General features: G+C 68.1%; 8 protein-coding genes. 3 read left to right on the top strand and 5 right to left on the bottom strand.

Features of this window, described 5'->3' with window-relative positions; translation table 11 throughout:
- Positions 1-494: 494 nt before the first annotated feature.
- Together proC and C996_RS0102890 are read right to left on the bottom strand one after the other, a co-directional pair.
- Positions 495-1313: a pyrroline-5-carboxylate reductase gene (gene proC, locus C996_RS0102895; RefSeq protein ID WP_018865969.1), complete on the bottom strand. Its 819-nt coding sequence runs from the start codon at positions 1311-1313 to the stop codon at positions 495-497.
- A gap of 9 nt (positions 1314-1322) precedes the next feature.
- Positions 1323-2024 carry a YggS family pyridoxal phosphate-dependent enzyme gene (locus C996_RS0102890; protein WP_018865968.1) on the bottom strand — a complete coding sequence of 234 codons (702 nt, stop codon included), beginning with the start codon at positions 2022-2024 and terminating at the stop codon, positions 1323-1325.
- A 141-nt stretch (positions 2025-2165) separates the two neighbouring features.
- On the opposite strand from C996_RS0102890, the gene C996_RS0102885 reads away from it, so the two are divergent.
- From C996_RS0102885 to C996_RS0102875, 3 genes are read left to right on the top strand one after another with little or no spacing between them, the layout of a single operon-like run.
- On the top strand, positions 2166-3200 hold the full coding sequence (locus C996_RS0102885; RefSeq protein WP_018865967.1) for a type IV pilus twitching motility protein PilT: 1035 nt from the start codon (positions 2166-2168) through the stop codon (positions 3198-3200).
- A gap of 53 nt (positions 3201-3253) precedes the next feature.
- Positions 3254-4426: a PilT/PilU family type 4a pilus ATPase gene (locus C996_RS0102880; protein ID WP_018865966.1), complete on the top strand. Its 1173-nt coding sequence runs from the start codon at positions 3254-3256 to the stop codon at positions 4424-4426.
- 24 nt (positions 4427-4450) lie between these two features.
- Positions 4451-5569 carry a PilT/PilU family type 4a pilus ATPase gene (locus tag C996_RS0102875; RefSeq protein WP_018865965.1) on the top strand — a complete coding sequence of 373 codons (1119 nt, stop codon included), beginning with the start codon at positions 4451-4453 and terminating at the stop codon, positions 5567-5569.
- A 51-nt stretch (positions 5570-5620) separates the two neighbouring features.
- Here C996_RS0102875 and C996_RS0102870 read toward each other — a convergent pair whose 3' ends face one another.
- The 3 genes from C996_RS0102870 to C996_RS0102860 are packed head-to-tail and all read right to left on the bottom strand — an operon-like array spanning position 5621 to position 8840.
- Positions 5621-6529 (bottom strand): dihydroorotate dehydrogenase electron transfer subunit, encoded by a 909-nt coding sequence (locus C996_RS0102870; protein WP_018865964.1) that lies wholly within the window; start codon positions 6527-6529, stop codon positions 5621-5623.
- A complete protein-coding gene (locus C996_RS0102865; RefSeq protein WP_018865963.1) occupies positions 6526-7830 on the bottom strand; it encodes a dihydroorotase in 1305 nt (434 codons plus the stop codon). Before C996_RS0102865 ends, C996_RS0102870 begins: the two co-directional genes overlap by 4 nt.
- Entirely contained in the window at positions 7827-8840 is a 1014-nt protein-coding gene (locus tag C996_RS0102860; RefSeq protein WP_018865962.1) for an aspartate carbamoyltransferase catalytic subunit, read from the bottom strand. Before C996_RS0102860 ends, C996_RS0102865 begins: the two co-directional genes overlap by 4 nt.
- Positions 8841-8848 lie beyond the last annotated feature (8 nt).

Genomic DNA, 8848 nt, shown 5'->3' with positions numbered 1-8848 from the left:
TCTCCTCGTCCAGGGGGTATCGTCCCACCTAACGAGGTGTCCACGGAAATTAGACCAGCTCAGTCGCGGATGGCGCCGGCCTCAGCCCCCAACCCATTTTCCTCCTTCCGAACTTCCTGTGAATCGCTCTTGACCTGGCCCTTCTTCGTGCCTTCGTGCGCTCCGTGGTGAACTAGGGAGACGCTGACTTAATCGCACGTCCGCGTTGGTGCCCCCTGTTTTCCGAGACAAGGCGCGTCGTGCAGCGGGTAGTGGTTCTACCCGCAAGCGGCGCAACGCAGGATCGGGCCATATTCATTCAGAATCGGGGGGCACCAACCCCACAAGCTATTGAAAGCAGGGGCTCGGCCGCCCGTTGTTGATCAAAAACGGGCGCGCGCACAGCGTTGCGGTTCCCTTGTGCAGAATGGCTGCACGGCAGTCACCGCGCCTTGTTCGCACCCAAAAGCGACTCGAGCGCGGACGTGCGATTAAATCAGCGTCTCCCTGGGGTTTCAGCGGCCGAGTTCGCGGGAGCGGTCGGCGGCCGCGGTCATTGCGCGGCGCATCAGGTCGCGCAGGTCGCCGTCCTCCAGTACCTGCAGGGCGCGTTCAGTGGTGCCCCCGGGGGAGGTCACGCGGTGGCGCAGTTCGGCGGGGCTCTCGTCGCTCTCGGTGGCCAGGCGGGTGGCGCCGGCGAGGGTGCCCAGGGTCAGCTCCAGTGCGGTATCGGCCGGCAGGCCCAGCGACTGCGCCGCCTCCTGCATGGCCTCGATCATCAGGAACACGTAGGCAGGCCCGCTGCCGGAGGTGGCGGTCACCGCGTGCATCTGCTCCTCGTCCTCGACCCAGATCGCGCGTCCGACCGCTTCCAGTAGCCGGGTCGCGGTGGTGTGGTCCGCGGGGCCGGCGGTGGGGGCGGCGTACAGCCCGGTGACCCCGGCGCCCACCAGGGCCGGGGTGTTCGGCATCGCCCGGACCAGGCGCGTGGCGTCGCCCAGCCAGCCGGCCAGCTGGGCTGTGGTGATGCCCGCGGCCACGGAGATCACCAGGGGCTCGCCGCGGGACACCGCCTCGCGCAGGGTCGGGGCCAGATCCGGGAGGGTCTGCGGCTTGACGGCGAGGACCAGGGTGGCGGCTTCGGCGGCCAGTTCCGTGGCCTCGGCGCTGGCCAGACCCGGGTAGCGGGCCTGCAGGTCGCGCACGCGCTCGGCGCTCTTGTCGGCGATCGCGATGCGTTCGGCGGCGTGGCCGGACTGGACCAGCCCCTGGATCAGGGCCTCGCCCATGTTGCCGGCCCCGATGAAGCCGACCTCGAAGCGGTGTTCCGTCATGCAGACTCCTTATTTGGGTGGACGCGGGCCGAACAGGGCGGTGCCGACCCGCACCAGGGTGGCGCCTTCGAGGATCGCGGCCTCGAGATCGCCGGACATGCCCATGGACAGGGTGTCGAGTGTATGCCCCTGGCTGTTCAGGGTATCGCGCAGTGCGCGCAGGCGCGCAAAGGGTTCCCGCTGGCGCCGCGGGTCGTCCTCGGCGGCGGGGATGGCCATCAGGCCGCGCAGTTCCAGTCCCGGCAGGTCACGCACGGCATTGGCCAGGGTGGCGGCCTCGGCGGGCGCCACGCCGGCCTTCTGCGGTTCCTCGCTGATGTTGACCTGCAGGCAGATCTGCAGCGGCGGCAGGCCCGCCGGGCGCTGGTCCGACAGGCGCCGCGCGATGCGTTCGCGATCGACGGTATGCACCCAGGCCGCCCGCTCGGCCACCGCGCGGGTCTTGTTGCCCTGCAGTGCGCCGATGAAGTGCCATTCGAGTCCGAGCGGCGCCGGGGGTGCCTCCAGGGCGTCGTACTTGTCCACCAGTTCGGGCACGTAGTTCTCGCCGAACGCAGACTGGCCGCAGGCATGCAGGGCGCGGATCTCGTCCGCGTCGCGCGTCTTGCTGACGGCCAGCAGCCGGACCGTATCCGGGTCGCGTCCGGCCTCGCGGCAGGCGGCGTCGATACGGGTCCGAACGGTGCTCAGGGCATGGTCTGGTGTGGTCATTTCCCTATGATATAGTCCGGAAGAACACAAGGTCACCGCGGATTTTTACGCGGCCCTTCATCAAGCGACAGGGCGTGGTGGTTGCGGCTGCCACCCGGGTGCTGGCGCGCCTTGGCGTGGCGCCCGACAACAGGGGGATGCATGGATATCACGCAGTTGCTGGCCTTCGCGGTCAAGAACGGGGCCTCGGACCTGCACATCTCCGCCGGCATGCCGCCGATGGTGCGCATCGACGGCGACATGCGCCGGGTGAATGTGCCGGTCATGGATCACAAAGAGGTCCAGGGCCTGATCTACGACATCATGAACGACCGTCAGCGCAAGGACTACGAGGAGTTCCTGGAGACGGACTTCTCGTTCGAGGTCTCCGGGCTGGCGCGCTTCCGTGTCAATGCCTTCAACCAGGACCGCGGCGCGGCCGCGGTGTTCCGGACCATCCCCTCCAAGGTCCTGACCCTCGAAGAGCTGGGCGCCCCGCGCATCTTCGAGGAGATCTCGAACTACCCGCGCGGCATCGTGCTGGTCACCGGCCCCACCGGCTCGGGCAAGTCCACCACGCTGGCGGGCATGGTCAACCACCGCAACGAGAACGACTACGGGCATATCCTCACCATCGAGGACCCGATCGAGTTCGTGCACGAATCGAAGAAGTCGCTGGTCAACCAGCGCGAGGTGCACCGCGATACCCACGGTTTCAGCGAGGCCCTGCGTTCGGCGCTGCGCGAGGACCCGGACACGATTCTGGTGGGCGAGCTGCGCGACCTCGAGACGATCCGCCTGGCGCTGACCGCGGCCGAGACCGGGCACCTGGTGTTCGGCACCCTGCATACCAGCTCCGCGGCCAAGACCATCGACCGTATCGTCGATGTCTTCCCGGCGGCGGAGAAGGACATGGTCCGCGCGATGCTGTCGGAGTCGCTGCGCGCGGTCATCGCGCAGACCCTGATGAAGAAGATCGGTGGCGGCCGGATCGCGGCGCACGAGATCATGCTCGGCACGCCGGCGATCCGGAACCTGATCCGCGAGAACAAGATCGCGCAGATGTACTCGACCATCCAGACCAGTGCCGGCACCGGCATGCAGACGCTCGACCAGTGCCTGAAGGACATGCTGGCGCAGGGCGTGATCAGTCGCGAGGATGCCCGTCGCAAGGCGGCCAACCCGGATTCCATTTGATCGATACGGCCCGCTTGGCGTGAACGCCGCACCGGGTATCAGGGGAGAACGCCATGGATCGTGACAAGGCGATCAAGTACATGCATGACCTGCTGCGGGCCCTGGTGGACCGGGGCGGGTCGGACCTGTTCATTACCGTGGGGATGCCGCCGGCGGCCAAGATCGACGGCCGCGTGGTGCCGATGACCGAGCAGAAGCTGACGCCCTCGCACACCCAGGCGCTGGTGCGTTCGCTGATGAACGACAAGCAGTCGGCCGAGTTCGAGCGCCACCAGGAATGCAACTTCGCGATCGGCCTTCAGGGCGTGTCGCGTTTCCGCGTGAATGTCTTCACCCAGCGCGGCAGCCCGGGCATGGTGCTGCGCACGATCAACTCGGTGATCCCGAAATTCGAGGACATCCAGATGCCGCCGCAGCTGGAGAAGATCACCCAGGAGCGGCGCGGGCTGGTGATCTTCGTGGGCGGTACCGGGTCGGGCAAGTCCACCTCGCTGGCGGCGATGATCGGCTACCGCAATCGCACCACGGCCGACCACATCGTCACCATCGAGGATCCGATCGAGTTCGTGCACGAGCACGACAAGAGCATCATCACCCAGCGCGAGGTCGGGGTGGACACCGAGAACTACGAGATCGCGCTGAAGAACACCCTGCGCCAGGCGCCGGACGTGATCCTGATCGGCGAGATCCGCGACCGCGAGACCATGGACTACGGCATCGCCTTCGCCGAGACCGGTCACCTGTGCCTGTCGACGCTGCATGCCAACAGCACCAACCAGGCGCTGGACCGGATCATCAACTTCTTCCCCGAGGACCGGCGCGAGCAGCTGCTGATGGACCTGTCGCTGAACCTGAAGGCAGTGATTTCGCAGCGCCTGGTGCGCAAGGAGAGTGGCGAGGGCCGGGTGCCGGCGGTGGAGATCATGATCAACACCCCGCTGATGTCGGACCTGATCCTGAAGGGCGAAGTACACGAGATGAAGGAGCTGATGTCGCGTTCGCGCGAGCAGGGCATGCAGACCTTCGACCAGGCCCTGTTCGATCTCTACGAAAATCGCCAGATCAGTTACGACGAGGCTCTGCGCAACGCCGACTCGGTGAACGATCTGCGCCTGCGCATCAAGCTCGACAGCCAGCGTGCCCAGGATGACGGCGCGCCCGCGGTGAAGGATGAAGGCGAGGGTCTGGCGGTCGACGAGCGCGCCGAGGACTTCAACCTGCGCTAGCGCGTCGGGTCAGGGAAACAGACTATGAGCCAGTTGCAGATCGAGCCCTACCTGAAACTGATGGCGCAGAAGGCCGCGTCGGACCTGTTCTTCCTGACCGGCGCGCCGGCCAGCATCAAGGTCGACGGCCAGCTCCAGCCCATCTCGCGCAAGGCGCTGGCCCCGGGCCAGGCCGAGAGTATCGCCCGCGAGATGATGAACGAGCACCAGGCGGAGATCTTCGAGCGCGAGACCGCGGTCAACTTTGGCCTGTCGCGCGAGGGACTGGGACGCTTTCGCGTGAACGTCTATCGCCAGCGCGGCGAGGTCGCGATGGTCATCCGTTTCATCCGCGTAGCGATCCCGACCATCGAGCAACTGGGCCTGCCCCCCGTGCTGAAGGAGTTTGTCTCGCACAACGACGGGCTGGTGCTGATCGTGGGGGCAACGGGCACCGGGAAATCGACCACCCTGGCATCGATGATCGACTACCGCAGCACGAACAAGAGCGGGCATATCCTCACGGTCGAGGACCCGATCGAGTTCCTGTTCAGCCACAAGCGTTCGATCGTGGGCCAGCGCGAGGTGGGGATTGATACCCCCAGCTACGACCATGCCCTGCAGGAGGGCATGCGCGAGGCGCCGGACGTGATCATGGTCGGCGAGGTGCGTTCACGCGAGACCATGCGCGCGGCCCTGACCTACGCCGATACCGGCCACCTGGTGCTGACGACCCTGCACGCAACCAACGCCACCCAGGCGCTGGATCGGGTGATCAACCTGTTCCCCGAGGACAACCGCCCGCAGATCCTGTCGGACCTGTCACTGAACCTGCGTGCGATCGTGGCCCAGCGCCTGCTGCAGACCAAGGATGGGCGGCGTGTCGCCGCGCTGGAAATCCTGATCAATACGTCCTACATCGCGGAGCTGATCCGGGACGAGAAGATCAGCGAGATCAAGGAGGTGATGGCGAAGGGCGCGTCCGTGGGCATGCAGACCTTCGATCAGGCCATCGTGAAGTTGTTCAAGACCGGGGATGTGATGCTGGACGAGGCCCTGAACAAGGCCGACTCGCGCGCCGATCTCGAATGGCGCCTGAACTTCGGCGGCGGTGTATCCTCCGCCGACGAAACCGAGGAGGAGCTCAAGCTCCCTGACAAGTAGGAGCCGGCTCGCCGGCGAAGCCCCTGCCAAAGTCAGGCCAGGGTCTTTCCCTCAGGCCCGCTCCGGCTCCGGAAAGACATCCGCCGCCGCGAACACCGGGCCATCCACGCAGACCCGCTTCATCGCCACGCCCTCCGGGGTGCGCACCGGGACCGTGCAGCCGGCGCAGCCGCCCACCGCGCAGGCCATGAACTCCTCCAGCGAGACCTGGCAGGGCAGGTCGAACTCCGCCGCCAGTTCCGCGCAGGCCTCGAGCATGGGGTGCGGGCCGCAGGCGAAGATCTCCACCTGGTCGCGTTCCGCCGGCGACAGCCCGGCCAGCCAGGCGCGCCCGAGATCGGTCACGAAGCCGTCAAAGGCGCCCGGCAGCCCGGCCTTCGAGGTCAGGCGACAGGCCACGCCCCAGTCCTCCAGCAGCGGCAGGGTCGCAATCGCGCCGTCCGGCAGCCCCGGCCACAGGATCTCGGAGGGGCGCGCGTGAAACGGGAACGGGACCTCGGAGCCCAGCACCGCGTGGGTCTGTCCGGCCTCGCCCTGCAGGTGCAGGCGATGGGCCAGGAAGATCATTGGCGGGATGCCGACCCCGCCGCCCAGCAGCAGCCGCTTCGGCCGCTCCGGGTGCAGGCGGAAGGGCTGGCCGATCGGGCCCAGCACGCTCAGGGTGTCGCCCTTGACCTGTTGCGACAGCGCGCGGGTGCCGTCTCCCACGACCTTGTAGAGAAACTCCACCCAGCCGGCCTCGCGGTCCACGCGCTGGATCGACAGCGGCCGGCGCATCAGCAGTCGCGGCGCGCACTGCAGGTGGGCGAACTGCCCCGGCTGGGCCGCGCGGGCACATTCGGGGGCGAAGACCCGCAGGATCCACTGGTCTGACCCGGCATCGTGGTGATCCAGGATGCGCCCCTCTTCCTGGAAGATCGTGCCCCGGTGGGGGCGGGAGGCGGTCTCGCGCGCAGTCATGCGGTGTCCTCGGGGTTTCCCTCGGTGGGCAGGGTCCAGACCGGGCGTCCGGCGACCCAGGTCTCGCGGACCTGACCGGAAAAGGTCCAGTTGAAGAAGGGGGTGTTGTGGCCGGCGCTCAGCCAGTCCTCGCGCCGGACCTCTTGCATCGCGGTCGGATCCCACAGCACGAAGTCGGCGCGTGCCCCTGGCGTCAGGCGGCCCTGGGCAAAGCCGAGGACCTCCGCCGGCCCGGTGGTCACCCGGGCCAGCGCCTCGTGCAGGCTCATCAGCCCGTCCTCGACCAGGCGCAGCGTCAGTGGCAGCAGGGTCTCCAGCGCCGAGATTCCGGGCTCGGTGCCGGCGAAGGGCCCCAGTTTGCTGTCGGGCTCGTGCGGCTGGTGGTCGGAGCAGATTGCGCTGATGTCGCCGCGGGCGACCGCCGCGCGCAGCCCGTCGCGGTCGCGCTGGCCCCGCAGGGGCGGGATCACATGGCAGTTCGGGTCGTATTCCGCGACGTCCACCTCGGTCAGGAACAGCTGGTGGGCGGCCACGTCCGCGCTGACCGGCAGGCCCTCGGCGCGCGCCTTGGTGATCATCTCCGCACCGCGCCGGGTCGACAGGCGGGCCACATGGACCCGCGCCCCGGTCTGTTCGACCAGGGCCAGGATGGCGCCCAGCGCGGCGGTTTCCGCCGCCTCGGGGATGCTGGCCAGACCGAGGCGGGTGGAGACCGCGCCCTCGTGCATGCAGCCGGAGCCGGTCAGGGCCGGGTCCTGGGCGGACAGCACGATGGTCAGGCCGAAGGTGGTCGCGTATTCCAGTGCGCGGCGCAGCACCAGCAGGCTGGCCAGCGGTTTGCTGGCGTTGCTGACCCCGCGGGCGCCGGCCTGCATCAGGGCCGCCATCTCGGCGAGCTGCTGGCCCTCCAGTTGATGGGTCAGCGCGCCCAGCACGTACACCCGCACGCCGCAGGCCTGGCGGGCGCGGCGGTTGATCAGCTCCACCTCGGCGGGCGAGTCGATCGGAGGTTCGGTGTCCGGCGGCACCACCAGGCTGGTGATTCCGCCGCGGGCCGCCGCCAGGGTCTCGCTGGCGACGGTGGCCTTGTGTTCCTGCCCCGGCTCGCGCAGGCGCGCCGCGAGGTCGATCAGGCCGGGGATGAGCCACAGCCCGCTGGCGTCGATCCGCCGGCGCGGCTCGAAACCGTCCGGGGCCTGGCCGCGGGCGAGGATCTCGCTGCCCTGCACGCACAGCGAGCCGACGGCGTCGAAGCCGTCCACCGGGTCGAGGATACGGGCGTTCTCGATCAGCACGCTCATGCCTGGTGGGCCCCCATCACCATGGACATCACCGCCATGCGCACGGAGATGCCGTAGGTGACCTGTTCCAGGATCACCGAGTGCGGGCCGTCGGCCACTGCGGACTCGATCTCCACCCCGCGGTTGGCGGGCCCGGGGTGCATGACCAAGCAGGTCGGATGGGCCAGCTGCAGGCGCCGAGAGGTCAGGCCGAACAGCTGGTAGTACTCGTGTTCGGAGGGCAGGTGGGCGTGTTCCATTCGCTCGCGCTGCAGGCGCAGCATGATGATCACGTCGACATCCTGCAGCCCGGCGTCGAGGTCGTTGTAGACGTGCACGCCGAGCTGGTCGACATCCGCCGGCAGCAGCGAGCAGGGTGCGACCACGCGCACCTCGCCGGTCTGCAGGATGTTCAGCGCGTGGATCTGCGAGCGCGCCACGCGCGAGTGCAGGATGTCGCCGACGATCGCGACCTTCAGCTTGGTGAAGTCGCCCTTGTGGCGGCGGATGGTGAACATGTCCAGCAGCGCCTGGGTCGGATGCGCGTGGCGGCCGTCGCCGGCATTCAGCACGCTGATGCCCGGGGCCACGTGGCGGGCGATGAAGTGCGCGGTGCCGCTCTCCTCGTGGCGCACGACGAACATGTCGACGTTCATCGCCTCGATGTTGCGCAGGGTGTCCAGCAGGCTCTCGCCCTTCACCGCGGAGGACGTGTTGATGTTCACGTTCAGCACATCCGCGGACAGGCGCTTGGCGGCCAGCTCGAAGGTGGTGCGGGTGCGCGTGCTGGCCTCGAAGAACAGGTTGACGATGGTCTTGCCGCGCAGCAGCGGGACCTTCTTCACCGCCTTCTCGTTCATGTTGGCGAACGACTCGGCGGTATCCAGGATCTCGGTGAGGAGTTCCCGGTTCAGGCCTTCGATGGTCAGCATGTGGCGCAGCTGACCGTCGTCGGTCAGCTGCAGGCGGTTGGGCAGCGGGCCCGGTTCGGGCAGGCGCGCGCCGGGGTGGGCGATCAGGGTCTCGGTCATCCGTCGTG

Source organism: Thioalkalivibrio sp. ALE25, from assembly GCF_000377285.1.
Taxonomy (GTDB): Bacteria; Pseudomonadota; Gammaproteobacteria; order Ectothiorhodospirales; family Ectothiorhodospiraceae; genus Thioalkalivibrio.
This window is presented reverse-complemented; position numbering and strand designations above follow the sequence as displayed.